The following is a 26,276-nucleotide window of genomic DNA, read 5'->3' as shown; positions in this document are numbered from 1 at the left end:
TGACTTGCTTGAAAACTATATATTTGGGAATTGTACGTGCTGAAACCAGCTGTTAAATACACTTTTGAGGAAAATCAATCGGTGCGATTGGTCCAGGTTACGGATCCGCATCTTTTTGCCGATCCTGAATCTCAGCTTTTAGGTGTAAACACAGCTAATAGCCTACAAGCGGTTATTGATACTTTCATGGCTTCTTCTGCAACAGCTGACTTAGTGATCGCCTCTGGTGATATTAGCCAGGATTACTCAGCCACTTCTTATCATAATTTTGTTCGCCAAATATCATCCACCAAATTACCATGCCACTACTTACCTGGTAATCATGACGATCCTCGTATGATGGCGTTACATATGCAGGGTGACAATATTTTTGGTCAGCAACGGATTATTGCTGGCAAATGGCAAATCCTCATGTTGGATTCCACGGTGCGTGGTAAGCCTGGCGGATTTATGGGGGAAGAGCAGTTTTCGATCATTGATGCCGCAATTAATGCTGAGCCAGATAAACACGTATTACTGGCCATGCATCATAATCCTATTTTGATGCAATGCGGCTGGTTAGATCAACACTGTATGGCGAATGGCAGCGACTTTATCCAAAGAGTCAGTCAATATCCACAAGTCAAAGGTTTACTCTGGGGGCATGTTCATCAGCAAGTAAACCAGCACCACCAAGGCCCACATGGGGCAATCGCATTAATGGCGACCCCTTCTACCTGTATACAATTTAAGCCTTTATCCGATCATTTTGCTTTAGATGGTGTTCAACCGGGTTATCGTTTGCTGGAGCTGCTTTGCGATGGTAGCATTCACACTGAGGTTTATCGTGTTGCAGGCGATCATTTCACACCAGACAATGAAGCCAGCGGTTACTAACTTCTTTCGACACACTTTTCAATAAGTTTTGTGAATGCGCGTTAATGTTAATTAACCGTTGCGTGAGGATATATGCTGCTTTATATACATGGTTTCAATAGTTCAAATCAGTCAGATAAAGCGCTGAAAACAGCAAAGTATATCAAGCAATATTATCCCGATTTAGTATTTTTTCAGCCACAAGTGCCAACATCCATTCATGAAGCGATGGCATTATTAACTAAGATAACCGAACAAGCATTAGCCAATGGCCAGCCACTTCGATTTATCGGCTCATCCCTTGGTGGCTATTTCGCCAGTTTTTTAGCCGAAAAGTATGGTGGCAAAGCGGTATTAGTAAACCCTGCGGTAAAACCGTATGATTTATTTGAAGAGTTTTTAGGACCCCAATATAATCCCTATATTGACGAGCATTATCAGGTACTACCTGAAGATCGTATCGCCGTAGCGCAATATGATACAAATGTCATTAACCACCCCGATAGATTCTTGGTTTTGTTGCAAACTGGTGACGAAGTGTTAGATTATCGTCAGGCTGTGCACAAGTATCATTGCTGTGAACTACATCTAGAACCTAATGGCGACCACAGCTTTGTGGGATACGAGCAACAGCTTGATAAAATTTGTCGATTTCTTCAGCTGCCTTAATAATCAATACTCTGCTTTATAGCTGAGTGAATAACAACAATGTGTGGAATATGACTAATCAATATACATCAGATGCAATTGAAGTCCTTAATGGACTTGATCCGGTTAAACGCCGTCCAGGCATGTATACCGATACAACTCGTCCTAATCATTTAGGTCAAGAAGTCATCGATAACAGTGTCGATGAAGCACTGGCTGGACATGCATCAAAAATTGAAGTGACATTACACACTGATAACTCATTAGAAGTGACCGATGATGGCCGCGGTATGCCAGTCGACATTCACCCTGAAGAGGGTATTCCCGGGGTTGAGCTTATTCTCACCAAGCTGCATGCGGGTGGTAAATTTTCCAATAAGAACTATCAATTCTCGGGCGGTTTACACGGAGTGGGTATTTCTGTTGTTAATGCTCTTTCTACGCGGGTTCAGATAACCGTTCGTCGTGACGCTCAAATCTATGAAATGGCCTTTGAAAATGGCTTCAAAGTCGAAGAGTTAACTGTAACAGGGACTTGTGGTCGTCGTAATACTGGCACCAGCGTTCATTTCTGGCCAGATAGTAGCTATTTTGATTCTGCCAATTTTTCAACCACTAAGCTTATTTATATTCTACGAGCCAAAGCAGTATTGTGCCCAGGGCTTAGAATTAAATTCACCAATAAACACAACGGTGAAGTCCACGAATGGTTTTATGAAAGTGGCTTAACAGATTATTTAAAAGAAGCCGTTAAAGATTCGGTTTTATTGCCAGAAGAGCCTTTTGTCGGCAGTTTTAAGGGCGATTTAGAAGCTGCAGAATGGGCGATTACCTGGCTACCTGAAGGTGGCGAAAGCTTAACAGAAAGTTATGTAAACTTAATTCCTACCCCATTAGGGGGCACCCATGTTAACGGCTTTAGACAAGGTCTATTAGAGTCGATGCGTGAGTTCTGTGAGTTTCGCAATTTAGTTCCCCGTGGTATTAAGCTGTCACCTGAAGATATTTGGGATAAAGCGGCGTTTATTGTATCAATCAAAATGCAAGACCCTCAATTTGCCGGGCAAACGAAAGAGAAACTCTCTAGCCGTCAAAGTTCAGCATTTGTATCGGGCATTGTGCGTGATGCATTTTCATTATGGCTTAATTCTAATACCGATCTTGCTGAACAATTAGCTGAATTATGTATTAGCAACGCTCAGCGTCGCCTTAAAGCCGCTAAAAAAGTGGCCCGTAAAAAAGTCACTTCAGGGCCGGCGTTACCGGGCAAGTTAACCGACTGTTCGGGTCAAGACCCTATGCGCGGCGAGCTATTTTTAGTGGAAGGTGACTCTGCTGGTGGCAGTGCCAAACAGGCTCGAGACCGTGAGTTTCAGGCGATTATGCCTCTGCGGGGTAAAATTTTAAATACCTGGGAAGTGGATTCTTCTCAAGTATTGGCTTCTCAAGAAGTACATGATATTTCTGTCGCGATAGGTTGCGATCCTGATAGCGCTAATATCGATGAATTGCGCTATGGTAAAATTTGTATTCTAGCCGATGCTGACTCGGATGGTTTACATATTGCCACCTTACTTTGCGCATTGTTTTTAAAGCATTACCGAGTGTTAGTCGAAAAAGGCCACGTGTATATTGCCATGCCACCGTTATTTCGTATCGACTTAGGCAAAGAAGTTTTTTATGCCTTAGATGAAGCAGAAAAAACCGGTATTTTAGATCGTATTATCGCTGAAAAGAAAAAAGGTAAAGTTCAAGTCACTCGATTTAAAGGTCTAGGTGAAATGAACCCATTACAATTACGCGAAACAACCATGGACCCTAATACCCGTCGCTTAGTGCAGCTCACCATAGGTGATGATGATGGCACTGATGCATTAATGGATATGCTACTTGCCAAAAAACGTTCATCTGATAGAAAGAGTTGGTTAGAAACTAAAGGTGACTTAGCTCAGGTTTAAGCTGATGCTTTATTGAGAAAGTTTACTGAGACCATTGATTAAATGGGTTTTTGACCGCCAATAATAAAAATTAGAGGCAAATGAATAATTACATGTTGTATATCAAATCGAAATCATTCGAGCTCAATTGGCAATGGGCGGCAAAAGCTTGTGCATTATTTGGTTTTAGCACAATGCTTGTTAGCCAAGTTCATGCCGCTCAATCTGTAATGATTACTGTGACCAAAGGTTTTGGCCTGTCTTTATATGCCTCTGATTTAGGCGATATTAAACAAATGGCATTAGGTGAGCATGGCACCTTATTTGTTGGTTCGCAAAAAAATGGCACCATTTACGCATTGGTCGATAATGATCAGGATGGCCAGGTAGATAAACGATATGTTATCGCCAGAGGGCTTGAAAACCCTGACGCTCTAGCATTTTATAAAGGCGATCTTTATGTCAGTGAAGAAGACAGAATTATCAAATATGAAGAGATTGAAGATCGTTTACGTCGCCCATCACGTGCTAAAGAAGTCTACTCAAATCTACCTGACCTAGAGAAACGCTATAGCCGCGCGATGCGTTTTGGCCCAGATGGACGATTATATGTAGCCTTAGGTATGCCCTGTAATGTGTGTGAAGCACCAGCTCCCTATGGCAGTGTGCTAGCGATTAATGTGCAAACCGGTGCTAGTGAGCAAGTTGCCTTAGGTATTCGCAGTGTAACGGGTTTTGATTGGGAACCTGGCACTAACCAAATGTGGTTTGCGGATTTAGGCCGCAACTGGATGGGCGACAATTTACCCGCCGATGAGATTAATCGACTGGACATAAAAGGCACTCATTTTGGCTTTCCCTACATACATGCAAGTGATGTCAAAGAACCCGCATATGATAAGCCAACCAATTTAAAAATTACTCCACCTGTTTTTGAATTACCGGCCCATGTCGCCCCAACCGGATTACATTTTTATACCGGCACTCAGTTTCCAGAGCGTTATCAACAGCAGTTATTTGTGGCTGAAAATGGTTCATGGAACCGTTCAAGTAAAGTGGGCTATCAAATAGTGATGCTGGCACTAGATAACAGCCAGCCGAAAACAACGATTGCACACCGGGAAACCGTAGTGAGCTTTTTAGACGGAGAGTTTCCCGTCGCCCGACCATTTGATTTGCTAACCGCACCAGATGGCGCAATTTATATTTCAGATGACTTAAAGGGCAATATATACCGTTTGTTCTATAAAGCCACTGATCCAATACAGGAAAGCACAGATGAGTGATGCGATTGAATTAAGCCTAGATGGCGTTGAGCAAATGCCTTTACGCCGATTCACCGAAGAGGCTTATTTAAATTATTCAATGTACGTGATCATGGATCGTGCATTGCCGCATATTGGTGATGGTTTAAAGCCAGTACAGCGTCGTATCATCTATGCCATGAGCGAACTTGGCCTTAATGCGCAATCTAAGCCTAAAAAGTCCGCTCGTACTGTCGGTGATGTGTTAGGTAAATATCATCCCCATGGTGACAGCGCGTGTTATGAAGCTATGGTATTAATGGCACAGCCTTTCTCATATCGTTATCCGCTAGTAAAAGGTCAAGGTAACTGGGGTGCCCCAGATGATCCTAAATCGTTTGCGGCGATGCGTTATACCGAAGCGACTCTGTCCAAGTTTTCAGAAGTATTATTGTCAGAGTTAGCCCAAGGCACTGTAGAGTGGGGCGTTAACTTTGACGGCACCATGAAAGAGCCTAAAACATTACCTGCTCGACTACCGCATATTTTATTAAACGGCATCACCGGTATTGCAGTCGGTATGGCAACCGATATTCCGCCGCATAATGTGCGTGAATTAGTCTCTGCCTGTGTTGAGTTATTAGACAACCCTAAAACCGATTTAGCACGTTTAATGGAACTGGTCCCTGGGCCAGATTATCCAACCGAAGCAGAAATTATTACCCCAAGTGCTGATATTGCCAAAATTTACGAAACCGGTCGTGGCTCAATTAAGATGCGCGCGGTATACAGTATTGATAATCATGAAATTATCATCACATCACTGCCACATCAGGCGGGTAGTGGCAAAATTCTAGAGCAAATTGCCTTGCAAATGCAGGCCAAAAAGCTGCCAATGGTAAGTGATTTACGTGACGAATCTGATCATGAAAATCCTGTGAGGTTAGTCGTTGTGCCGCGCTCAAATCGAGTTGATTGCGACCAATTAATGACCCATCTATTTGCTACAACGGATTTAGAGAAAAGCTTTCGCATCAACTTAAACGTGCTTGGACTTGATGGTCGCCCGCAGGTGAAAGGCCTGCTGACCATGTTAACTGAATGGCTAGAGTACCGCGTGTCTACGGTGACCCGTCGTTTACAATTCCGTTTAGACAAAGTGATTGCACGTCTGCATATTCTTGAAGCCTTAATGGTCGCGTTTTTAAACATCGATGAAGTGATTGAAATTATTCGCTTTCATGATGACCCTAAAGCGGAGTTAATGGCTCGTTTTAACTTAAGTGACAAACAAGCTGAATCCATTTTAGAGTTAAAACTACGTCACCTTGGCAAGCTAGAAGAATTTAAAATCAAAGCTGAGCAAGATGAGCTAATGGCCGAGCGTGACAAGCTAGAACTGATTTTAAGTTCAGATCGCCGCTTAAAAACCTTAGTCAAAAAAGAGCTAATTCAAGATGGTGAAACATTTGGTGACGATCGTCGCTCGCCAATTATTCAGCGTAAAGAGTCAAAAGCACTCACCGAACAAGAACTTATTCCAACAGAAGCCGTTACCGTTGTACTTTCTGATAAAGGCTGGGTACGTTGTGCTAAAGGCCATGATGTTGACCCAGAAAGCTTAAGCTATAAAGCGGGTGACAGTTATTTGTGCAGCGCCATAGGCAAAAGTAATCAAGCGGCAGTATTTGTCGACTCATCAGGTCGTGCATTTGCCACCGACAGCCATACTTTACCATCGGCTAGAAGCCAGGGCGAACCGATCACGACTCGCTTTAATATGGCGCCTGGCGCTGTGATGCGACATGTCATTATGGGCGAAGATGAGCAGTGTTATCTATTAGCCAGTGATGCGGGTTATGGCTTTATTGGTGCTTACTCAGACATGGTCAGCCGTAATAAAGCGGGTAAGGCTTTGTTATCTTTACCAGCTAATGCGCAGGTGCTAACACCTAAGCTTATTACTAAAGGTGCTGATGATGCTTTATTAGCCATCACTAGTGAAGGGCGTATGCTGATGTTTAGTTTAGATGCCTTGCCACAATTATCTAAAGGTAAAGGCAATAAAATTATTGGTATTCCAACCGAGCGAGCCAAAAACCGTGAAGAATTATTGATGCACTTAAATGTAGTACCAAGTGGTGCAGCGGTTACCCTTTGGGCTGGTAAGCGTAAACTCACCCTTAAAGCCAGTGATTTAGAACACTACCGTGGAGAACGTGGCCGACGTGGCGCTAAACTGCCAAGAGGCTTGCAGCGAGTAGACAGCGTTGAAATTGAAGCTATGGGTACTGTCAGTGATAATAACGTAATTGATAAGCTGGACATTGAAGAGTAATTTATCGAATCAAAGTCAGCAGTTAAATACTGACTCGCTATACAAGGCTTAATGCAAAAAAGCTCACGTTGTTAACGTGAGCTTTTTTGTTGATTTATAATGATGATTTTCAGTGAGAGGGAGTAAAAAATTCAGCCAAAATGCTTGTTCTAGACAAGTATAAACATTAGGCGATTTTAACTATTTTTTCCGCATTACCGTGGTGGCCATCACGCTTCCAATCTACATCTAATAGCTCCGCGCCTGACAAACTAAATGCCTGACCAAACCCTTTAACATATAAACCCTGGTGTGGATTGAGCTTAAATAGATTAAAGTCGGTTAGCACTGCTAAATTATCAATCATCTCGCCAAAACGTGCAGATAATGCCGCCACACCTTTGGTAAATGCTTCACTGTCACGGGTAACTATTTCAGCAGTTGCATCGAAAGTTAAGCGTTTACGGGCAAATACACTTTTACACTCTGACTCATCCTCAACTAACATCACCGACAGTTTTTGACTGACTTTTAAATTAGTGCCATGGCGAGCCATTTCACTCACTAAAATATAAAAGCCATCATCAGCGAGGGCAAACGGTGCATAACTAGCATTAGGTATACCATCGATGTCTTGGGTAGCAAGCTGTAGGCTTAAACGTTGCCCTTTAAATTCCTCAATTTCTGGTAGTAGCTTTTCTCGTAAACGTTGATCTTTATCTGCCGACATCAGGATTTTCTCCTCTGTATTGATACGTTGTCTAATCGTTTTATCATTGAGCTGCACAGCAAGTACTGCTCAACTAAGTGCTTTAAGCTTTGGGTTACACGTTGTTTTTTAATGCCTGAAAACGTGCAACTTGATCGCTTAGCAATACGCGTTGTTGATCTCGGCCTAAATACACTTTAAAAATCACTTCACCTTGCTGGCCAAAAAAGTTAATTGAATGACTTTCTGACCCGCGAAATGGCTTACTGATAAGTGCAATTGTGCTCACATCGTCCAATTTTAAATGGCCGTGTAAACCATCACCTTTGGTGATTAAGTTGTAGTACCCATGCGCGTATTTTCCTTTTGGGAATGGCCCTTTAAACTCAAAAACACTGCCTGATATCGAGATTATCGTCGTCATCGGCCCCCATTCTGGTAGTGAGGTCAGTAAGGTATCTTTTTCAGTGAGCGGCAATAAAGCCAACTGCTCTGTAGGTAAAGCCAGTACCACCTCAAGTTCAGTGGCATTTAATTCGGCAGCCACTTGTGCGGGCATTGCCGCTGGGTTGTCATTTAAATACTGCTTAATTATGTCGACTGATATCGCCATGGAATAGCTCCAATGTGTTGGTTAATGTGCGAGATATCATCATTAGAATGAATAACGTGCCGCTAATTTGAAGTTTCTTCCTTGTTCGTACAAGGTTTGCCATGCTTGGCGATATTCTTCATCACCGATATTTTCAATGGCAAAGTCGACACGTAAACCTTCAAAGGTGCCCATCGCAGGCTCCCAGGCTACGTAGACATCCCATAGGGTGTATGAGTCATATTGTTGCTTGTTGGCTGTGGGTAATTGATCTTGTTCTGCAACGTAATTAACACGTGTGCCCAATTTCATATCGCCTTCCATGATAGATTGCGATAAATCAAAGCCGATTTTTTGAGCCGGAATATTTGATAAATATTGGTCAGTGGTTTTATCTTTACCTTCTGTTTGACCGTAGTTAACCGCTAGGCGAGTTTGTTGATAGCGATAACGAGTTGTGAATTCAAAACCCGTTAATTTGGCTTCATCGACGTTATCCCACGAGGTTGTTTGCTCAAGCCCAGGAATACCATGAAGCGGGTTAGATACGGTTTGCTCGATAAAATCATCCACATCATTACGGAACACGCTTAAGGTCATGGCTAATTCATCATCACCCGCTAAGTTAGTAAAGCGCATATCGGCCTTAATCTCTTTATTTTGTGCTTTTTCAGCACGTAAATTTGGATTGATTTGGAAGGTATTGCATAAGCCATTAGGTAAGAATCTTGGAATGGACGGAATACAATAATGTGAACCTGTTGAATACATTTCTTCCATGCTTGGGGCGCGAAATGCTTCATCATATCGTGCACTTAAAGTGAGCCATTTAGTGGCGTCCCACATTAGACCAAGGGAAGGGCTTAATGCATTGTCATCAGACGACAGGTTTAAGTTATTACTTTGATTTTTAAAGGTGTCATAACGTACCGCGGCATCTAAAGCTAAGTTGTCGGTTAATGCGATATCGGCTTTGGTAAAGGCGCCCCAAACCGACGTTTCACCATCAATACTATCAGGACGTTGACCCACTTGATTATAGTCGTCACGGACAGTATTAATCTTGTCTTGATAACCATCAACACCATAGGTCAGTACAGTAGAAGCAAACGTTGAGCTATTATTTAAGCTAAAACCTATAGTTTCAAATTCAGTGGTATCGAATTGACCTTTAGTCACGCGATCCTCGTCAAAGCGAGTATTGTTCCAATAAACGGCGCTATTAAGATCAAGTAATAAGTTGTCAGTGGGATTAACTGTGTAGGCCACAGTGACATTTTGATCTTGGGTATTACGTTGGACGAGTGGCACCGAACTGCCGACATTCGTCGAGGGGTTACTTGGGACTAATTCGTCGTTATCAGCAAGTCGTGCTGAAAATTGCAGACGCTGATCATCGGTTAGTTGCCAACCTAATTTGGCTAAGCCACTTGTGGATTCTGCTGCACTGTTTTCAAGGGCTTGGTCATTGCCTATTTTGACGTTGTTACTGTCGTGATAGCTGCCACTTAATAGCCAATCAATTTGATCCGCTAAACCGTAAATGGTGCCACTGGTTTTAATTTTATCACCATTATTTTCAAAACCTTGCTTAATGTAGCCACCAAACTTGTCGTCTTGCTCTAAAAAGTCCTGAGCTGATTTAGTATTTTGCGCCACAACGCCGCCAATTGCGCCACTGCCCCACAAACTACTTGCTGGGCCGCGTATTACTTCAATTGAGCTGAGTAACTCAGGGTCCATAAAGTAGCTACCACGATGACCAGAGTTAGTGTTCTGACGTGCGCCATCAATAGTTTGTAACACTCGTTGACCACTTAATCCTCGAATTTCAACACCTTGAGATGAAGCGCGAGGGCCATTGGTAACGTTAACGTTAGCTTGATTTTTCAATGCATCTGCAACAGAAGAGGGTTGCGACTCTTGTATATTATCTTCGCTTATCACCACGACACTGCGGCTAGTATCGGAGACTTTTTCGTGAATACGCGTTGCGGTAACCAATACTTCATCAAACTCAGTAACAGTCTTATTTTCGTGTGCATATGCGGTGGTACTGAAAACCATTGCCATTGCTACAACGAGTGGCTTTTTGGTCATTGTTAAATCCTTAAAGTCATAAACTTGTAATATTGTTGAGTACGCGGTGCAATCACAATGCTGATAAATGCAGTTTTGTTAACAAGCTATTGAGCAGAAAATGTGAGGTTACTTAAGCACTAAACGTAATCATTGACGGGTTATTTCCGCACTCTACCTGATAACAAAATATAGATCAAATGAAAATCATTATCATTTGCGATCTCATTATTGTTAATGTATATTCTGCTTATTAAATATAATCTTTCGACATAAACCACTGTAATTAATAGGTTTGTAAAGAATGTAAACATTCTGAATATGACTTACTTTAATGGGAAGTGTTGATTTTTGACCACACAGATACTGTAGAAGAATATTGCTGATGACGCCTAAACGATATTTTGCTTTTGGATGTATAACGATTTTAATTCAAGGGGGAGTACTTGCCTCTCAAGTGAGTGAGTCGACTATTCAGCTATCTGAAGGTGCTGCAATGGGCGTAAAGCAAGCGGTCAGTGTCGTTATAGCTATGCAAGCTAGCACTCAAGCTCAACGTACGGTTAACGCTGCAAAAGAACCGACTCAAATTGATGAGCCTATCGTAGAAACCGCAGTTAACCTTAAACCTATCGTTAAGGTTAAATCAACGGCTCATACCATGGTGACGCCTGGGGTTAACCCTGAAAAGATTATAGCAGCGGTTAAAACCGTCCAACCTTTATCTAAATCTACCATTCAACCCGCTATTGATGCAGAGGTTATGAAAGCTGATATCGATGATTCAACGCTTACTTATTTGGCTAGCCTTGCTGCGGAGACTTTGCCGCAAAAAAACTCAGAATCCGCTTCGCTTGGTGTCACTCAGCAAACAGTGGCCTTGCCACAACCGACATTTTCAGCGCCTCCGGCACAGCCCCATTACCCTAAAGCAGCCCGTAAACGTGGCTTTGAGGGCACAGTGACTGTGGAAGTGATGTTTAACCAAATTGGTGAGCAGTTATCGCTCACGCTGGTGGATAGCTCGGGATATAACTTACTTGATGCCGCAGCGATAGATGCGGTTGAGCAATGGCAGTTTTCCGCTCCGACACCGCAAACCGCTTATGCATATACGGTTAGAGTGCCAGTGAAATTTGCACTTAATTAGTCTCAACAGAGGAAACCAATATGTCTCAATCATTATATTTGCAGCTTTCAGACCAGTTAGGCTATCTAACTTGGCCAATGATTATCTGTGCTTCTTTAACGCTGTTAATTGTGCTTGAACGTGTTGCACTTATTATCAACGAGCTATTAAACCGTGATGCATGGCTGACAGAGCTAAGGCAACAAGCCCGCAGTGCGACACCCGAGAAACGGCAGCAACTTATCACCTTATTAAGCCAAGGCCGTAGCATGCTAGCACAAGGAAGCGCATTGCTGTTATCCCATGGTGGACAGCCCCGTTTAATGCGTGAAGAAATCTTAAACATGTGGTTATTAAAGCAAAAAGATAAACTGCAATCCGGTTTAAAGGTATTGCACATTATTGGTGTTATCACCCCGTTACTTGGCTTATTAGGCACGGTACTTGGGCTGATTGAAATGTTCACTCAATTAGGGTTATCAAATGGCCCAGTGACCCCGTCACAATTAGCCACTGGCTTGGGGCTTGCGATGAATACCACTGCGGCAGGATTGATTATTGCCGTACCCGCAATTACCTTGTCGAATTTATTGGGTTTGTGGGCTGACAAGCGTTGTAACCATATCGCCCATGGATTAAATCAATTGAATCTGTGGCTAGAGGGTTTTGATCAGGCGTTAAGTATTGGCTCTGATGAACCCTATCGAAAAGTATCAGCTATTGTTCGCGCCCAGATGACTAATGCATCAACACCAATGACAACTGAATTAACGGAACCAAATAGATGATCTGCGCAGAGACACCTGCTGGACAATCTAGTACTGGGATAGATTTAACCGCACTTATCGACATTATCTTTATTGTGTTGGTGTTTTTATTACTGACGGCAAATACCCAGCTGCTGACATTACCCGTCGAGATACCTACTGAAGCTAATTCTGAATTAACAGCCTTGTCTCAGGAGCAGCATATCGCGATCAATATTTTAGCCACTGAGCCGTACTGGGCATTAGAGGGTGAAACATTTACTAATTTTGATCAATTTGAAGCCGCTTTTATTCATATATTGAATGATACCCCTGATATCCGCGTGGTGGTGGCAGCAGATAAGAATGCGCCTGTTCAGCCGCTAATGACGCTATTAGCCTTATTGCAACGACAACAAATTAGTAATACTCAAATTTTAATGGAACCGTAACGGTAGCCATCATATAGGCGATTCAGCACGATTTATTTATTCGGAGTTAAGTTATGTTCAAGCTACCCCAGTTATCGCAGACACAACAGCTATCTGTGTTGAGTTCAAACAAGTCATTACCCACCAATATGATGAGGATGACCGCACTGCTTGTTAGCATCGTTTTTGGACAAGCAGCTATTTTTAGCCAAGCTGCAATCGCTGAAAATCGGGTTGTCAGCGCTGGCGCTGGCATCACCGAACTTGTGTTAGCTTTAGACGCTGGTAATGAGTTAGTGGGTGTCGACTCTACAAGTCATATACCCGCTGCGCTAGATTCTGTAGCAAAGCTGGGTTATCACCGAATGTTGTCTGCGGAAGGCATTTTGGCACTCTCACCGAGTTTACTCATCGGCTCAGATGCCATGGGGCCTAACAGTACGCTTGAGGTACTGAGTAGCGCAAACGTTAAGGTGGTGAGTTTACCTAGTGCAGAGACTGAGGCTGAGCTGCTAAGTCATGTTGATCAAATAGGAGAGTTACTGTCCCGTAAGGCGCAGGCGGTTGAGTTAAAAGAAGAAATTGTACTTTCATTTAGTCGATTGAATGCTAAACAGCAGCAAATAGCCCAATTAGGCGAGGCACCTAAAGTACTATTTTTATTATTACAACCCGACAGGCCCGCTCGTGTCGGCGGTAATGGCACCGCTGCTGACATTATTATCAACTTAGCAGGTGGACAAAATATTGCAGGCTTTGACGGCTACAAAAGTGTTTCACAGGAAGGGATTTTAGCGCTCCAGCCTGATGTGATTCTTATTTCAAACCGCAGTGACACTGAGTCAATCGATCCCGCTAATGAACTGCTTCAAGCCATGCCTTTACTTAAACACACCCCAGCGGGTGAGCATAATCAAGTTAGCAGTCTGCCATCTCAAGCATTACTGGGTGGGCTGGGCTTAAGTGCCATAGTGGCGGCGGATAAACTGGTTAGCGATTTTATTATGATGAAAAAGCGTTCATAACAGGCATAGTAAAAGTCGACTTTACTAAGGAATTCCATGGAAAATCAACGCTGGCTTTGCCCTTGTCTATTTACTGCATTGGTGGTTACCAGTCTGTTATCTGTCAGCATTGGGCCGTTACAAATTAGTCCGATGACCAGTTTCAACGCTATGGTGAATTGGGCTACCCAACAAGACTTTACCAGTGTTGCGCCACATGAGCAGCTAGTGATTAATAATGTGCGTTTACCACGTACCTTACTAGCACTTGCTGTTGGGGCAACGCTTGCTCAATGCGGGGCCGTCATGCAGGGCTTGTTTGGTAATCCTTTAGCTGACCCTGGCATTATTGGTGTGTCATCCGGCGCCGCTTTAGGTGCAGCTATTTGTATTGTGCTATTTCCACATGGCGGCGAATACCTAGTGGCTTTCAGTGCTTTTTGTGCTGGGTTACTGACCACTTTAGTGGTGTATCGATTGGCGTCCAGCCCTAGTGGTACTTCTGTCGTTTTACTGCTGCTTTCTGGCGTTGCGGTTGCCGCTTTAGCTGGTGCAGGTATTGGTGTACTGACTTATATGGCCAGTGACATGGCGTTACGTGATTTAACCCTGTGGCAAATGGGCTCAGTTGCCGGTGCGCAGTGGCATTATGTGATCCTGAGTTTAGTCGCATTAGCCGTCATCAGTTGGCAGTTTAATCAAAATGCTAAGGCACTTAATGCATTATTACTCGGTGAAGCTGAAGCACGCCATTTAGGTTTAGATGTCGATAAACTCAAATTTAAGCTAATTGTACTGTGTGCAATAGGGGTGGGAATTGCTGTCGCTGCAACAGGGATTATTGGCTTTATTGGTTTGGTTGTGCCGCATTTAGTCAGAATGCTGATTGGCCCGGATCATCGTTTATTATTACCTTTAAGCGCTATTCTAGGCGCCGCCTTGTTAGTCATTGCTGATATAGGGGCTCGCTCAATCGTAGCGCCATCTGAGCTGCCGGTCGGGCTAGTTACCGCTTTACTCGGCGCGCCATTCTTTATTGTTCTGCTTCTTAAACAGCGTAATAAGTTAGGGTGATATGCTGAAAAATTTAACGATGAAACCTTCACCGTCTAATGCGGTATCGGCAAATACTAATGCTAAGGCTAATGCGCGAACCGTGACTGTGAGCATGACCAATTTATCAGTTAATATAGCTAAAAAAACCGTCCTTCAAGATATTAATCTTGAGCTACATTCAGGGCAGGTGACCGCTTTACTCGGGCCAAATGGGGCTGGTAAATCAACTTTATTAAAGAGCTTATGCCAAGAAGTCTCTTTAGCTAGCGGGCAGATATCTGTTCTAGGGCGCTCGCTTAAGGATTGGGATCGTGCGCAACTGGCCAAGTCATTAGCTGTATTGCCACAACATGCCTCATTGACGTTTCCTTTTAAGGTATTTGAAGTGGTTCAAATGGGGTTATATCCACTGACACTAAGTCAACAAGAGGGTGATATTTTAGTCGTTCAACAATTAGATAAAGTGGCTTTGTCAGCGCTGAAAGATCGACGCTACCCAACGCTTTCAGGGGGTGAGAAACAGCGGGTGCAACTAGCACGAGTATTGGCTCAGCTTGCTCAAGCTGGCAGTTCTCCTATTTTACTGTTAGATGAACCGACCTCTGCGTTAGATTTAGCGCAGCAACATAGGGTGTTAGCTTTGTCGAGATCGTTAGCGCTGGATCATAACTACTCAGTTATTGTGGTATTGCATGATCTTAATCTCGCTTCTCGTTATGCGGATAGATTAGTGATTTTGAATCAAGGGATTGTTGTGGGAGATGGCAGCCCTAGTGAAGTATTAACGGCAGATATAATTAATCAGGTCTGGCAGTACAATCCATTAATTATCAAAGAGTCTGAACATTCGACACCGCTATTCTTTTAGCTGGATGGATTGAAATATGGAAGTGATAAATTATTATCGAAATAAGATGATATAAATAAAAAATGCAGCCATCTGGCTGCATTTTTATTGAATCAGGGGCTTTAAATAATCTTGTGGTTTAGGCCACTTCGTAGAAGTTTGGCTCGAACTCTAATTGAGTGCTAATAATCTGGCTTGCCATTCTGGCACATTTACCACATTGATCCGCGACGCCTAAACGTTTTCTAACATCAGCTAACGAGCAATCGCCTTGGCGAACTGCTTCTTTAATTTGCTTATCTGTAATTGCATGACAAAGACAAACGTACATATTAGCCTCTAGAACTCAGATGAAAAAGGGATATCAATATAGTCATTCCCTTGGATGAATCTAATTCTAAATGAAAACGGTTATCATTGGCAATAACTTTTTGGATAAAAATACGACATTTATTGTTTTTATACTGTCTGCAATATAAGGTGTTAAATTAAGCTACTGATCTTTAATAGCCTTTATCAAAATCGACAATAAAATTTAATGGTTGTTGATTTTGCCATAACTGATAATTGCTGCTAAATAGCGCAACAATTTGCTCGGGGAAGCTCGGTGCAGCGATATGAGGAGTAATAATAGCATTAGCACATGACCAAATTGGGTGCGTTTTAGGCAAGGGTTCTTGACTAAATACGTCCAAAATAGCCTGTTGATTTGGTGTTTGATTTAATTGAACTGTGAGTGCATCTAAATCGAGCACATTGCCACGTCCTAAATTGAAAATGATGGCTTCTGGTTTTAGTAAGCTTAAGTTTTGCTGGTCGAGAATATTATCGGTGTAGGGGGTATTAGGTAAAATACTGGCCACTACATCGGCTTGACTGAGGTGTTGAGCTAAGTTATCAATACTATCGACCCGATCAAATCCATAGGCTACAGTACCTAATCGATTTATCCCTGTTACTGTCATCCCAAAATGCTTCGCTGTTGCTGCAATATGTTGTGCTATTGAGCCTGTGCCAAGTAGCAGTAGATTTTGACCCTGCAGCGTTCTATAACCTCCTGGTAACCAATTTTTTTGCTGCTGTTGCTGTTTATACTTAAGGTGCTCACGCTGGTGAGCAAGTAAATAACCAAATAGATACTCACTCATTAACGAGCCAAAAATACCTCTAACATTCGTCAGTAGATAATCACGTCTCAGTGTTGGCATGACAAGTTTATCTACACCCGCGAAGGTTGATTGCAGCCAACGTAAATTTTTAGCCTGACTAATTAATGGTGCAGCAAGAGCGGGTTCGGCAAACCAAATATCGGCTTCAATAATACTGTCTGACTCGTTATTTAAGATGACTAAATCGGGTAAGTTGCATTGGGTTATTAACTCTCGATAAATTTCATTTTCGCGCGTCAGTAACAGTAACTTATTGGCCATGATGGATTAATCCATTTAATGTTCGTTAACGGTAGATAGCAGTATATTAGGCATGGGGCATAACGGAATCAAATTATATAAACTTTAAATTATCAGAATAGGGGGGTAAATCAACTCGCCTAATTCATACCATAAAATAACCTCAGATATAAAAAAACCGAGCATAGGCTCGGTTTTATTTTATCGTACCATATGTGATGGTCGATAATTAATCTTCTAAGTGACCACAAAAACGATAGCCTTCACCGTGGATGGTCGCGATGATTTCAGGCGTATCAGCTAAGCTTTCAAAGTGCTTACGAATACGACGAATGGTGACATCAACAGTACGATCATGTGGCTTAAGCTCACGGCCAGTCATTTTCATTAGTAGATCTGCACGGGTTAATATTTTGCCCGGGTTTTCTACAAAGTGAAGCATGGCACGGAATTCACTGCGTGGTAACTTGTAAGATTCACCCTGTGGATTAACTAATGAGCGGCTATTAATCTCTAAGCTCCAGTCATTGAAACGGTAGTATTCAACAGACCCTTTCTCTTCGCTCTCAGTGACGGCACTGTTTACACGAGTTAATAAGTTACGCGCACGAATGGTTAATTCGCGTGGGTTAAATGGCTTAGTGATGTAATCATCAGCACCAATTTCTAGTCCTAAAATTTTATCAACTTCGTTATCACGACCGGTTAGGAAAATTAAGCCGATATTGTTGATTTCACGAAGTTCGCGCGCTAATAACAAACCATTTTTACCTGGTAGGTTGATGTCCATCACCACGAGGTTAATTTTATTTTCAAGCATGGCTTTGTGCATTTCAGCGCCATCATTAGCTTCAGTAACAACATAACCTTCAGCTTCAAATATGCTACGTAGGGTATTACGGGTTACAGCTTCGTCTTCAACAATTAAAATATGTGGATTTTGCATAATAAAATTACCTAAAAATTAATAAAATTTGTTATCTAGCATTGGGCTAGTGTTTACGTACGCTTAACTGCATACGTTAGAAATTCTGGATTATTGGTGTTTAACATTGTCTGCCTTGAATTTAAACACTCTCTTATTCTCTAATGTTTTTAATTGCTATTTTAAGCAATAGCTTAGAGTGAGTTTTACTAAGACTTAAAAAACCTTTCATCATGGCAACAATACGTACCGCTGTAGACTGTGAACCTAAAGATAGTTAAAAGTTCCTATTTAGACATAACTAAAATGAAATTTTTAAACAGACACCTAACAATATGACAGTAATTTTACGGCGGTAAAGTCTTAGCTTAATAGTATTAATCGTAAAAATTTGCCTTAAAAGCTGCTTTTTGTGACGATCAATCAGTAAGTGACGGCTATTGTACCCTTTATTTGCATTTGTTAACAAATGAAATGTTAAAAAAAATAATTTATTAAGTATAAAAAATGAGTGTGATTATGCTTAGTTAATTGATTTAAAACGGTTAAATTTATATTTTGTTGCTGTTAAATTTACATTTCTTTCGCTATTAAATTCTTTCTGCTACACTCTTTTGGGCTTATTTAGTGGGATTTATTATGCAAAATGTTATCGATACTGTGTGGCAGGACTATCAAAAAACGCACTTTTTGCTAACCCAGTCATTATCACCTGATTTTTCTTTCGCTATTATTACTGCTCATAACCCATTAGGGTGCTTACTTACCCCAAGTCAAAACCGCCTGTTAGATCGTGAACTGCAACTAAAAATCCTTCAATATCAAAGCCCTTACCGTTGCTTAATGGGGGTAGCACCTGATTTGTCACATGTTGAAAAAAGTTGGGCTGTTTTTATTGATAAAAATCAAGCTGTTGAGTTAGGTCGAGAGTTTAAGCAACATGCAATTTACTATGTTAATCAAGGCTTGTTATCGCTTGTAGCCTGCTTTGATCAGCACAAAAGTGAGGTGCAAATGGGGGCCTTTAATCAACGTTTACGTTTAGTCAGTGATTTCCCTGAATGTTGTTAAACTGCTTTATTTTCATTTGTTAATTTTTAATTGGGACAATAAATTTAACAAATGAGTGTGATGAGCTAATACCAACGACTGATTTTGTATTAAAGCTCTGTTTACCTCACTATTTGCATTCTGCATTTACAATGTCATCTTTATCATGCCCATAACTTACCCAAAACCACATCTAATCGCTTTTTTACTGCCAAATCCTCATTGTACGTTACTGCAAATAATGCATTTGTTTATTTTTACTCAACTTGCAATCTTGCGCATTGACTTAACCCTAGGTTTATTGTTATTTTGCTGGTCCCTCCTTAGGGAGGCACAGAAGAGGAGCGTTAACTAGGTAGTAAGCTTGAGGAAGACCAATTCCCATGACAGCTTATGAGGGAGATTAACGCCGAGATACAATAAGATTTGGTTAACTTATTTATCGGTCGCTTAGGTTGAATCCTAGCGATTGTCACCTGTTATTTGGTGGAGAGCTTCTGGTGGTGATTGCTGTTTCCCTTCTTTAAGGGTGCGTTATCTTTGCACCAGGCTCTTCGAACGAAGTTTAGTTCGGAGTGTATTATATGTCGTTAAATCAATTAGTTGCAGCCAAGTTTGGCGGAACCTCTGTTGCTGATTTCTCAGCGATGAGTCGTTGTGCTGATATCGTTTTATCTAATCCTAATACCCGTTTAGTGGTGGTCAGTGCATCTAGCGGTGTAACCAACTTATTAGTTGAACTTACCAGTGCTAATGTCAACGACGAACGTCGTCTAAGCTTGCTTAAACAAGTTGCCCAAATCCAATATCGTATTATTGATGAATTGAGCCAGCCACAGGACATAGCTGCGCAAATTGATAAGCTTTTAAGCCGTATGTCTGTGTTAAGTGAATCATTAATTCTTGATCGCAGTAAAGCGGCTATGGATGAGCTGCTGTCTATGGGAGAGCATTGTTCGTCGGTATTATTCTCTGCTGTTATCCGTGAAAAGGGCGCATCTTCCCAGGCTTTTGATGTACGCCAGGTGCTTCGTACCGATAGCCATTTTGGTCGTGCCGAACCTCAAATTGAACAAATTGCTCATTTATCGAGTGATTTTTTACAACCGCTATTAAGCACCAGTATTATTGTTACTCAGGGATTTATTGGGGCCGATGAACAGGGCCGCACCACAACATTAGGTCGTGGTGGCAGTGATTATTCAGCCGCTTTATTAGCTGAAGCTTTATCTGCCCATGCGGTAGAAATTTGGACCGATGTTGCTGGCATTTACACCACAGACCCACGTTTAGCCCCAAATGCCCGCCCGATTGCTGAAATCAGTTTTAATGAAGCCGCTGAAATGGCCACTTTTGGTGCAAAAGTATTGCATCCAGCAACGATACTTCCAGCTGTTCGCCAGAAAATTCAGGTGTTTGTCGGTTCAAGTAAAGACCCTGAAGCGGGTGGAACCTGGATCCGTCATCAAGTAGAAGATACGCCAGTTTACCGCGCGGTGGCATTACGCCGTGACCAAACCTTATTAAATCTGCATAGCTTACAAATGCTTCACGCCCAGGGTTTTTTAGCTGAAACCTTTGCTACATTAGCGCGCCATAAAATCTCGGTAGATTTGATCACCACCTCAGAAGTGAACGTGGCGCTAACATTAGATAAAACAGGCTCTGACTCAAGCGGCCAGGGCTTATTAAGTGAATCGTTATTGCAAGAGTTATCACAACATTGTCGGGTAAGAGTGGAAGATAACTTAGCCTTAGTGGCGATTATTGGTAACAGAATTGCTTCTACAGCCGGTATTTGTAGCCGAGTATTTCAAGTATTAGAAAAATACAATGTCCGTATGATATGCCAGGGTGCTAGCCCGCATAATTTATGTGTATTAATTGATGAAACTCAAGCGGCAGACGTTGTTAAAGCATTACATCAAAATCTTTTCGAGTAACCTATGACAAAGCAAATGATGACTAAAGCATTGCGCACATCACTGAATGTAGGTGAACTCGCTGCTGGGCAATCCCTTGATGTGCCTTTATTCACTTTTAAAGGCATCGACAGCAGCGCACCGACCGTATACGTTCAAGCCAACGTGCACGGTGCTGAAGTGCAAGGTAATGCGGTAATTTATCAACTAATGACCTTGTTAGAAGAGCTTGAGGTTTTAGGGGATATTGTGCTTGCTCCTTTAGCCAACCCGCTGGGTATTAATCAAAAAAGTGGTGAGTTTACCCTAGGCCGATTTGACCCAATAACCGGTGTTAATTGGAACCGTGAGTACTTAGAACATAAAATCGACATAGCTGCCTGGTATGAACAGCATCAAGATTTACCTAATGATGAGCTGATTAAATCGTTTAAGGCAACACTAATTGAGGCTTGTCACACCAAGCTACAACAGCCTTGGGGCATCACTACAGGTCATAGATTAGCGGTGAGTTTGCAGTCATTGGCTCATCAAGCCGATATCGTGCTTGATTTACATACAGGGCCTAAATCCTGTAAGCATCTGTATTGTCCTGAGTATGATCTCGACTCAGCTAAGTTTTTCTCTATTCCATACAGTTTGATCATACCTAACAGTTTTGGCGGCGCCATGGATGAGGCTGCGTTTTGTCCCTGGTGGCAACTAACCGATTATGCCGCGAGTAAAGGCCGTCATTTTGATGTGCCAGTGGCAGCGTTTACCCTTGAGCTGGCTAGCCAAGAGCGGATTGATATGGCAGATGCTTTAGTCGATGCCAATGGTATTTTGGCTTATTTAAGCCATCGTGGGGTGATTAAACAAGCTATTGAACCTGCAAAACTGTCGCGTTATGGCTGTTATCTAAAAGATTATAAAAAGTTTCATGCTCCGCAATCTGGCATGGTTGAGTATTGCGCCACAGTCGGTGAGCCATTGGCAGCAGGGCAATCTTTAGTCAATATGCTGAGGTTGGATTTATACGGTTCAGACAAAGCGGTTACACCGCTGAGTTTAGATAAAGACTGCGTGCCTATTTTGCACTTCGCCTCGGCGTCTGTTCATCAAGGGACTGAGTTGTATAAAGTGATGACCAATTTGTTTGAGCTTTGATGTTTCTGACAGCCATGGAAGGCTTGCTAAATTCTTCAAATAAAGAATTTTGACTATTTAGATTTATATTGGCTAACGTTTTGTACTTTTTTAATATTTTTTGGATTCTTTATGGTATATCAAACCATCCCCATTTTTATTGCAAAGCAAATGCGCAAGGCGTTAAATACCATGTAACTTTGCATTGCAAAGAACTTAGAATCGTTGGCTGTTTCATTTGATATTTTAGTCAACAGCTAGGAATGTCTGAGTGTAGAGTTGATTCTTTAGAGTGACTATTTTTAAGAAAGATCATATTGAAAGGCTAGAAATACATCGCATAGCATCGTAATAAAAGCTTAGGATTGATTTCAGAAAACTTGTTTTTCAATGAATTTGGTTGTTAGAGTTATTCTACTGCCTCGTATACATTAACCACATTTATATGGAGTAATTCACTTGGTCACGTGTTATTTAAATTATGTAGTCGATCCATATAAGCTTAAAGAATTTGAGTATTATGCAAAACTTTGGATCCCGTTAGTCAATAAATTTGGTGGTAATCATCACGGTTATTTTTTGCCTTCAGAAGGTGCTAATAACAAGGCTTTAGCTTTATTTTCATTCCCTAGTTTGGCTACTTACGAAATGTATCGTGAGAAGTCTCTTATGGATAAAGATTGCATGATTGCTTTTAAATATGCCGAAGATACAATGTGTATTTTAAGTTATGAACGTAGCTTTTTTCGTCCTGTTTTCGAATAAACATAAAAGCCGTTTGAAGATAATTGGACGTTTTCAAAAAGTGAGTTGAGGCAGTTTCAACAAATTTTAAACACACCTCAAGCTCACTTCAAATCAACTAGCTTTTTAGAATCTCTAGTGGCATCCGCAACATATCATCACCTGTGCCCGCTATAACCCAAATAATACCAATTAATGCACTAACCGTTAGCAAGTACCAAATTGCCGAAAATATTTGACCATATCGGTCTAGCGGTAATAAATGACTTTGATGACGACCGCGCCACTCGAACACAATCTCTAAACTACCAATTAATAATAAGAAACCCAACAAAGCTAAGCCTAAGCTGTAACTGATAAATACCCCAATAGCGGCTCCGGCAACACAGGCGATTAACCCTGTGACGCTATTCATCGAAAAGCTGATACTTTTTAAAATATGGCCACCATCTAATGGCAAAATAGGCAATAGATTAAACAGGTTGAGTAACGCGTTAAAGGCGGCTAAGCCGGCAAAAAAAACATTGCCCGTGACCCAGTAAGCTACCAAGCAAGCGATAGACAAAAACAAGCCAAATGTGGGACCCATTATGGAGATGACCACATCTTGCCAGCGAGTGTTAATGCGCTCATCGCTTAAGGCTAGACCGCCCATAAAGGGGATTAAATAGATGCCCTTGGTTTTCATGCCAAAGTGCTTCATAGCTCTAATGTGGCCATATTCATGGAATACTAGACAGGCAATTAAGGCGAGGGCGAATTCAATAGAGAATAGCCACGAATAAGCAGCAACACTGGCTCCGGCTAATAAGGCTTTGACCACTTTAGCGCTTTTTAGTAATTTGAATCCTAATGATGCTAAGCCGATCATACTGATTTTATTAGCTTTAGGTGCAGGAATTTCTGGTACTTGTTGTTCAATGTCTTTGGTTGTACGTTGACCTTGGCAGATTTGCTCTTCGTCAACTAACACGCAGTATTCAAGATAAAAAGGCTGCCATTTAACATCGACTTCAAGCCTTACTGGAATCGCATTGGTCTGAATGTTATCAATTATGACATCATCTAGCGCACTATTTTCTAAACCGTCGGTGTGTTGCTTAGCCGATGGAGTTGAGAGTGGGCGGGTTGATTGTGAGGTCAATTCAAACTGATGAATGTGAAACGCTTGGTTATTGGGGGAAGCTGATTTTTGTGACACCAACTGGTTGTCCCAATATAGCTGTTGCCAACCGGCCATTGAGCCTTCTAAACGTAGCCGTTTACCAAGACACTCAATATTTAATAACTCCATGCACACTCTCAAACTTACTCAGTAAAATTGTCGCTATTTTGCCAGAGGCCTGACAATAGCTCAATCAATTGCTCAATCAATCTAGCTTAATCAATCTAATTGCTCAATGATTGCAAAGCCCTGTTGAAAGTTTGAGAAGATTAATTTACTGCTGCAACACTGTCCTTGTAATTGTGCGAATCGCTGCACTATGGTAATAAATTGCTCAAGGCTGATTGGCGTGCTGGATGTTAATGTGTGCTGCTTAATAGATTCAGTCATTAGCCAGCATTGTCCTGTGCTATCAATGAGCTTATCTTCAGCAACTAGATTAGCTGCCTCATGATCAAGATATTCTTGCCAAGCTGATTGATCGGCAATATAGGCGAGGTCATCGTATTGATGCAGCAACACGATGGCAGGCCAATTTATAATGGTGCTGATAGGCTTATCAGTTGGTTGCATTAGCGACTGTAATCAAAGCTGATTTCGGCATTAATATTTTTGACCGTGCTCGGTCCATGTTCACGCTGGGTGCGGTTTTGAGCATTACCAATATGCAATTCAACATTGGCAAATATGTGTTTCTCGGCGCGAATAAAATATCGGTCGTAATAACCATCTACTTCATTCTTAACTTGTTCAAATTCAATTTCTTCTTTCAAACGTTCTGCAGCAATAAGATTTTTTTGATCTAGCATCATTTTGACTTGTTCAATCATGCCTGCATCGTTTTGCCAGTCTTTCTTTGGCGGAAGCTTGCGTAGTCTTGCTTCAATATCAAGACCTGCTACCACAAGCTGCTTGACACTTTCATCGAATACTTTTAACTCTTGCTTCAACTCTTGTTGCTGCATGGCGCAGAATAGTTCAGTTTTCGTCCCGGCGGTAGCCCCAAAAGCCACCGCACGTATCCCTTTCGCTGCTGTGGCTTTGCCGCCAACAAGATCTCCACGTCGACCTTGGGCATCACTTACTGTAATAGTACTACCTGAGTGAGAATGACTATGTAAAAGCTGCTTGGTCACCAGAATTTCGCCTTCGGCGATGAGATTTGAATATTGAACGAATTGGGCACAAATTTGTCCTTGGGCATGAATTTTAGTACTGAACTCGTGCTCTTTAATTAAGCGACCAATAACCCCTTTGCTGACGATAACATCACCCTCAGCCTCAAGGCTGGCGGAGTCAACAAAACCCATTACAGTAATGTCGCCACTGGATTTTACCTGCATACCTTCATGTACATCACCGGTAATTAATATGCTGCCTTTAAAGTTTACATGGCCGTATTTTACATCGACATTTGTGATCTGTAATACGTCATCAACCTGCATGCCTTTTTTATTTTCGACCGGTTGACCAGATACCGTTGCTATTAGTTTATTAGAGTCACTAGGATGTAGGGCCGTACCATTACCAGGCATCATTAACTTATCTTTACCCGGTGTTTGGTTTAATGTATCACCATGCACATTATAGCCAGCCGTACCAGAGGTTGCCGGTTGTTTTACCATCAATACGTCATTGGGTTTTACAGTAACTAATGCACCTAAGTTGCGCATGTCTACGGTCCCATCTTCGCGTTCTTGCGGCTGTAATAAGCGTTCCCTAGCGAGCGGTACTTTTCGGGTTAAAATGGCATGATCGCCGTTTATGGGGGCTTTGCCGATGGCAATTTCGCCTTCGCAAAATTCACCCGGTGGTAAAATATCTAATCTTTGTAGTAATGCCATAATTTTAGGCTTACTTAAGCCCATCTTTATTTTATGGTTTTTAAGATTATTGAGTACATCGGCTAATACAATATCTTTACCACCCCATGCGGAAGTGATTTTCATTGATGCCTGCATTTTATCATCACTAATGCTGATGCTAATACTGCCATCTTTACGCTCAGCAATAGTGAAAAATAGCTCATGATTTCCCGGTTTTTGGCCACACAGGGCATTCACTTCTTTAACCGCTTTGTCTATCGCAGGCGTGACAGGAAACAGCATGGCAAAATCAGGCTGTTTAAGAAGCTGATTAACATCATCGGTAGAAATAGGGCCGTGAGTATTGGGGATAAGCCGTAATTCTACTTTAGATTTTTCAGCATTAAATGCTGCAACAGAAGGCTCTAACATAATGTCCTTTATTTATTATTTTTATTGGAGTGTTAAAACGAGTTTATATAAAAATCACTATACCTCGAATTTAGCGGAATTTAGCTAAATTATCCAGCATCA

The 26,276-nt window shown here is 41.8% G+C and carries 24 protein-coding genes and 1 riboswitch; of the genes, 15 read left to right on the top strand and 9 right to left on the bottom strand.

Annotated features, from left to right (window positions below; all coding sequences use genetic code 11):
* Positions 1–36 precede the first annotated feature (36 nt).
* The 5 genes from cpdA (at position 37) to parC (ending at position 7,022) form a co-directional block, all read left to right on the top strand.
* Positions 37–876 (top strand): 3',5'-cyclic-AMP phosphodiesterase, encoded by an 840-nt coding sequence (gene cpdA / locus ACRWQL_RS07595; RefSeq protein ID WP_434952954.1) that lies wholly within the window; start codon positions 37–39, stop codon positions 874–876.
* Positions 877–948: 72 nt separating this feature from the next.
* Positions 949–1,524, top strand: a complete 576-nt coding sequence (locus tag ACRWQL_RS07590) for a YqiA/YcfP family alpha/beta fold hydrolase (protein ID WP_434952953.1) — start codon at positions 949–951, stop codon at positions 1,522–1,524.
* 50 nt (positions 1,525–1,574) lie between these two features.
* Positions 1,575–3,461, top strand: a complete 1,887-nt coding sequence (gene parE, locus ACRWQL_RS07585; RefSeq protein ID WP_434952952.1) for a DNA topoisomerase IV subunit B — start codon at positions 1,575–1,577, stop codon at positions 3,459–3,461.
* A 92-nt stretch (positions 3,462–3,553) separates the two neighbouring features.
* The gene (locus ACRWQL_RS07580) at positions 3,554–4,726 is read left to right on the top strand and encodes a PQQ-dependent sugar dehydrogenase (protein WP_434952951.1); all 1,173 of its coding nucleotides are present in this window, start codon (positions 3,554–3,556) and stop codon (positions 4,724–4,726) included.
* Positions 4,719–7,022: a DNA topoisomerase IV subunit A gene (parC, locus tag ACRWQL_RS07575; RefSeq protein ID WP_434952950.1), complete on the top strand. Its 2,304-nt coding sequence runs from the start codon at positions 4,719–4,721 to the stop codon at positions 7,020–7,022. The genes ACRWQL_RS07580 and parC overlap by 8 nt, the downstream gene beginning before the upstream one ends.
* Before the next feature lie 166 nt (positions 7,023–7,188).
* Here parC and hutZ read toward each other — a convergent pair whose 3' ends face one another.
* The 3 genes from hutZ to ACRWQL_RS07560 form a co-directional block, all read right to left on the bottom strand.
* On the bottom strand, positions 7,189–7,731 hold the full coding sequence (gene hutZ, locus ACRWQL_RS07570; protein ID WP_434952949.1) for a heme utilization protein HutZ: 543 nt from the start codon (positions 7,729–7,731) through the stop codon (positions 7,189–7,191).
* A 94-nt stretch (positions 7,732–7,825) separates the two neighbouring features.
* Positions 7,826–8,323: a heme utilization cystosolic carrier protein HutX gene (gene hutX, locus ACRWQL_RS07565; protein WP_434952948.1), complete on the bottom strand. Its 498-nt coding sequence runs from the start codon at positions 8,321–8,323 to the stop codon at positions 7,826–7,828.
* Between the two features lie 42 nt (positions 8,324–8,365).
* A complete protein-coding gene (locus ACRWQL_RS07560; protein ID WP_434952947.1) occupies positions 8,366–10,402 on the bottom strand; it encodes a TonB-dependent hemoglobin/transferrin/lactoferrin family receptor in 2,037 nt (678 codons plus the stop codon).
* A gap of 364 nt (positions 10,403–10,766) precedes the next feature.
* Between ACRWQL_RS07560 and ACRWQL_RS07555 the strand changes: the two genes are divergently transcribed.
* Genes ACRWQL_RS07555 through ACRWQL_RS07530 form a run of 6 tightly spaced genes read left to right on the top strand, consistent with a single transcriptional unit; the run spans position 10,767 to position 15,615 of the window.
* On the top strand, positions 10,767–11,531 hold the full coding sequence (locus ACRWQL_RS07555; RefSeq protein WP_434952946.1) for an energy transducer TonB: 765 nt from the start codon (positions 10,767–10,769) through the stop codon (positions 11,529–11,531).
* A gap of 20 nt (positions 11,532–11,551) precedes the next feature.
* Positions 11,552–12,298: a MotA/TolQ/ExbB proton channel family protein gene (locus ACRWQL_RS07550; RefSeq protein WP_434952945.1), complete on the top strand. Its 747-nt coding sequence runs from the start codon at positions 11,552–11,554 to the stop codon at positions 12,296–12,298.
* Positions 12,295–12,708: an ExbD/TolR family protein gene (locus ACRWQL_RS07545; protein ID WP_434952944.1), complete on the top strand. Its 414-nt coding sequence runs from the start codon at positions 12,295–12,297 to the stop codon at positions 12,706–12,708. Before ACRWQL_RS07550 ends, ACRWQL_RS07545 begins: the two co-directional genes overlap by 4 nt.
* A 53-nt stretch (positions 12,709–12,761) precedes the next feature.
* Positions 12,762–13,712 carry a heme/hemin ABC transporter substrate-binding protein gene (locus tag ACRWQL_RS07540; protein ID WP_434952943.1) on the top strand — a complete coding sequence of 317 codons (951 nt, stop codon included), beginning with the start codon at positions 12,762–12,764 and terminating at the stop codon, positions 13,710–13,712.
* A gap of 36 nt (positions 13,713–13,748) precedes the next feature.
* Positions 13,749–14,765: a FecCD family ABC transporter permease gene (locus ACRWQL_RS07535; RefSeq protein ID WP_434952942.1), complete on the top strand. Its 1,017-nt coding sequence runs from the start codon at positions 13,749–13,751 to the stop codon at positions 14,763–14,765.
* 1 nt (position 14,766) lies between these two features.
* Entirely contained in the window at positions 14,767–15,615 is an 849-nt protein-coding gene (locus tag ACRWQL_RS07530; protein WP_434952941.1) for a heme ABC transporter ATP-binding protein, read from the top strand.
* A gap of 118 nt (positions 15,616–15,733) precedes the next feature.
* On the opposite strand, the gene ACRWQL_RS07525 is transcribed toward ACRWQL_RS07530, so the two are convergent.
* The 3 genes from ACRWQL_RS07525 to arcA all read right to left on the bottom strand — a co-directional run bounded on the left by ACRWQL_RS07525 (position 15,734) and on the right by arcA (position 17,949).
* Positions 15,734–15,925, bottom strand: a complete 192-nt coding sequence (locus tag ACRWQL_RS07525) for a bacterioferritin-associated ferredoxin (protein WP_226411272.1) — start codon at positions 15,923–15,925, stop codon at positions 15,734–15,736.
* 172 nt (positions 15,926–16,097) lie between these two features.
* Entirely contained in the window at positions 16,098–17,024 is a 927-nt protein-coding gene (locus ACRWQL_RS07520) for a D-2-hydroxyacid dehydrogenase (protein WP_434952940.1), read from the bottom strand.
* Positions 17,025–17,232: 208 nt separating this feature from the next.
* A complete protein-coding gene (gene arcA / locus ACRWQL_RS07515; protein ID WP_434928217.1) occupies positions 17,233–17,949 on the bottom strand; it encodes a two-component system response regulator ArcA in 717 nt (238 codons plus the stop codon).
* A 618-nt stretch (positions 17,950–18,567) separates the two neighbouring features.
* Between arcA and ACRWQL_RS07510 the strand changes: the two genes are divergently transcribed.
* From ACRWQL_RS07510 to ACRWQL_RS07495, 4 genes are all read left to right on the top strand, one after another.
* On the top strand, positions 18,568–18,999 hold the full coding sequence (locus ACRWQL_RS07510) for a DUF3293 domain-containing protein (protein WP_434952939.1): 432 nt from the start codon (positions 18,568–18,570) through the stop codon (positions 18,997–18,999).
* Positions 19,000–19,307: 308 nt separating this feature from the next.
* Positions 19,308–19,483, top strand: a riboswitch (Lysine riboswitch).
* Between the two features lie 79 nt (positions 19,484–19,562).
* Positions 19,563–20,921, top strand: coding sequence for a lysine-sensitive aspartokinase 3 (gene lysC, locus ACRWQL_RS07505; protein WP_434952938.1), 1,359 nt, complete (start codon positions 19,563–19,565; stop codon positions 20,919–20,921).
* A 3-nt stretch (positions 20,922–20,924) separates the two neighbouring features.
* Positions 20,925–22,049, top strand: coding sequence for a succinylglutamate desuccinylase/aspartoacylase family protein (locus ACRWQL_RS07500; RefSeq protein ID WP_434952937.1), 1,125 nt, complete (start codon positions 20,925–20,927; stop codon positions 22,047–22,049).
* Positions 22,050–22,487: 438 nt separating this feature from the next.
* Positions 22,488–22,793, top strand: a complete 306-nt coding sequence (locus ACRWQL_RS07495) for an NIPSNAP family protein (protein ID WP_434952936.1) — start codon at positions 22,488–22,490, stop codon at positions 22,791–22,793.
* A gap of 97 nt (positions 22,794–22,890) precedes the next feature.
* On the opposite strand, the gene ACRWQL_RS07490 is transcribed toward ACRWQL_RS07495, so the two are convergent.
* From ACRWQL_RS07490 to ACRWQL_RS07480, 3 genes are all read right to left on the bottom strand, one after another.
* Entirely contained in the window at positions 22,891–24,066 is a 1,176-nt protein-coding gene (locus tag ACRWQL_RS07490) for a site-2 protease family protein (RefSeq protein WP_434952935.1), read from the bottom strand.
* Positions 24,067–24,156: 90 nt separating this feature from the next.
* Positions 24,157–24,510 (bottom strand): DUF4144 family protein, encoded by a 354-nt coding sequence (locus ACRWQL_RS07485; protein WP_434952934.1) that lies wholly within the window; start codon positions 24,508–24,510, stop codon positions 24,157–24,159.
* A complete protein-coding gene (locus tag ACRWQL_RS07480; RefSeq protein ID WP_434952933.1) occupies positions 24,510–26,174 on the bottom strand; it encodes a DUF342 domain-containing protein in 1,665 nt (554 codons plus the stop codon). The genes ACRWQL_RS07485 and ACRWQL_RS07480 overlap by 1 nt, the downstream gene beginning before the upstream one ends.
* Positions 26,175–26,276: the final 102 nt, after the last annotated feature.

This window comes from Shewanella sp. HL-SH4 (genome assembly GCF_051164845.1).
GTDB classification, from domain to species: domain Bacteria; phylum Pseudomonadota; class Gammaproteobacteria; order Enterobacterales; family Shewanellaceae; genus Shewanella; species Shewanella glacialimarina.
This window is presented reverse-complemented; position numbering and strand designations above follow the sequence as displayed.

What these genes read in the sequence shown, in the direction of transcription:
- ACRWQL_RS07530 (WP_434952941.1), top strand. Translation starts at nt 14,767, where the DNA reads ATGCTGAAAAATTTAACGATGAAACCTTCACCGTCTAATGCGGTATCG.
- arcA (WP_434928217.1), bottom strand. Translation starts at nt 17,949, where the DNA reads ATGCAAAATCCACATATTTTAATTGTTGAAGACGAAGCTGTAACCCGT.
- ACRWQL_RS07590 (WP_434952953.1), top strand. Translation starts at nt 949, where the DNA reads ATGCTGCTTTATATACATGGTTTCAATAGTTCAAATCAGTCAGATAAA.
- hutZ (WP_434952949.1), bottom strand. Translation starts at nt 7,731, where the DNA reads ATGTCGGCAGATAAAGATCAACGTTTACGAGAAAAGCTACTACCAGAA.
- ACRWQL_RS07485 (WP_434952934.1), bottom strand. Translation starts at nt 24,510, where the DNA reads ATGCAACCAACTGATAAGCCTATCAGCACCATTATAAATTGGCCTGCC.
- ACRWQL_RS07510 (WP_434952939.1), top strand. Translation starts at nt 18,568, where the DNA reads ATGCAAAATGTTATCGATACTGTGTGGCAGGACTATCAAAAAACGCAC.
- ACRWQL_RS07580 (WP_434952951.1), top strand. Translation starts at nt 3,554, where the DNA reads ATGTTGTATATCAAATCGAAATCATTCGAGCTCAATTGGCAATGGGCG.
- ACRWQL_RS07540 (WP_434952943.1), top strand. Translation starts at nt 12,762, where the DNA reads ATGTTCAAGCTACCCCAGTTATCGCAGACACAACAGCTATCTGTGTTG.
- ACRWQL_RS07525 (WP_226411272.1), bottom strand. Translation starts at nt 15,925, where the DNA reads ATGTACGTTTGTCTTTGTCATGCAATTACAGATAAGCAAATTAAAGAA.
- ACRWQL_RS07500 (WP_434952937.1), top strand. Translation starts at nt 20,925, where the DNA reads ATGACAAAGCAAATGATGACTAAAGCATTGCGCACATCACTGAATGTA.
- hutX (WP_434952948.1), bottom strand. Translation starts at nt 8,323, where the DNA reads ATGGCGATATCAGTCGACATAATTAAGCAGTATTTAAATGACAACCCA.
- ACRWQL_RS07535 (WP_434952942.1), top strand. Translation starts at nt 13,749, where the DNA reads ATGGAAAATCAACGCTGGCTTTGCCCTTGTCTATTTACTGCATTGGTG.
- lysC (WP_434952938.1), top strand. Translation starts at nt 19,563, where the DNA reads ATGTCGTTAAATCAATTAGTTGCAGCCAAGTTTGGCGGAACCTCTGTT.
- ACRWQL_RS07490 (WP_434952935.1), bottom strand. Translation starts at nt 24,066, where the DNA reads ATGGAGTTATTAAATATTGAGTGTCTTGGTAAACGGCTACGTTTAGAA.
- ACRWQL_RS07480 (WP_434952933.1), bottom strand. Translation starts at nt 26,174, where the DNA reads ATGTTAGAGCCTTCTGTTGCAGCATTTAATGCTGAAAAATCTAAAGTA.
- parE (WP_434952952.1), top strand. Translation starts at nt 1,575, where the DNA reads ATGACTAATCAATATACATCAGATGCAATTGAAGTCCTTAATGGACTT.
- parC (WP_434952950.1), top strand. Translation starts at nt 4,719, where the DNA reads ATGAGTGATGCGATTGAATTAAGCCTAGATGGCGTTGAGCAAATGCCT.
- ACRWQL_RS07560 (WP_434952947.1), bottom strand. Translation starts at nt 10,402, where the DNA reads ATGACCAAAAAGCCACTCGTTGTAGCAATGGCAATGGTTTTCAGTACC.
- ACRWQL_RS07550 (WP_434952945.1), top strand. Translation starts at nt 11,552, where the DNA reads ATGTCTCAATCATTATATTTGCAGCTTTCAGACCAGTTAGGCTATCTA.
- ACRWQL_RS07520 (WP_434952940.1), bottom strand. Translation starts at nt 17,024, where the DNA reads ATGGCCAATAAGTTACTGTTACTGACGCGCGAAAATGAAATTTATCGA.
- ACRWQL_RS07555 (WP_434952946.1), top strand. Translation starts at nt 10,767, where the DNA reads ATGACGCCTAAACGATATTTTGCTTTTGGATGTATAACGATTTTAATT.
- ACRWQL_RS07545 (WP_434952944.1), top strand. Translation starts at nt 12,295, where the DNA reads ATGATCTGCGCAGAGACACCTGCTGGACAATCTAGTACTGGGATAGAT.